At 70.9% G+C, this 491-nt stretch carries 1 protein-coding gene; it reads left to right on the top strand.

The window, feature by feature from the left end:
* A partial coding sequence (locus tag OZ411_RS43065; protein WP_282532821.1) for a hypothetical protein occupies nt 1–491 on the top strand: 491 nt, incomplete at both ends.

Raw genomic sequence — 491 nt, 5'->3', positions numbered from 1 at the left:
ACCTGGCGGCGGCATGTGCTGCCGGCCGGGTGCCGGGTCTCGCTGCAGTTCGGCGATCAGCTCGCGCGCGATGGCGACGGCCTGACCCGTGTGGGGATCCGCTGCAGCCTGGAGCTCAACGGCCCTGACGCGCGCATCGGCGAGGTGACCTATTGGCAGATCCGCAAGGTGGTGCCGGCCACGGTCGATGGGCATCGCGTCCAGTTCGAACTCGAAACCGATCTGTTGCTCGGCAGCATGATCCGGTTTGACGATGTGCTGGCGCAGGGCGCGGAGATGCTGCGCCATCTGCGGCTGCTGATCGCGGATGCGCGGCTGACGCTGGCGCATCTGCCCATCAACGACCGGCTTGGCGACGACGCCCGTGCGCCGGTGCTGCGGATCGAGGCCCGCTTCGCCGCCGACCTGGCCGCCGGACGTTCCGGTCTTGTGGCGCCCGATCCGCAAGACCCCGGCGGGCCAGCCGCCGCGCCGTTCCGCACCACGACGCG

It is taken from the genome of Bradyrhizobium sp. Arg237L, from assembly GCF_029990105.1.
In the GTDB taxonomy this organism is placed as follows: Bacteria; Pseudomonadota; Alphaproteobacteria; order Rhizobiales; family Xanthobacteraceae; genus Bradyrhizobium.
This window is presented reverse-complemented; position numbering and strand designations above follow the sequence as displayed.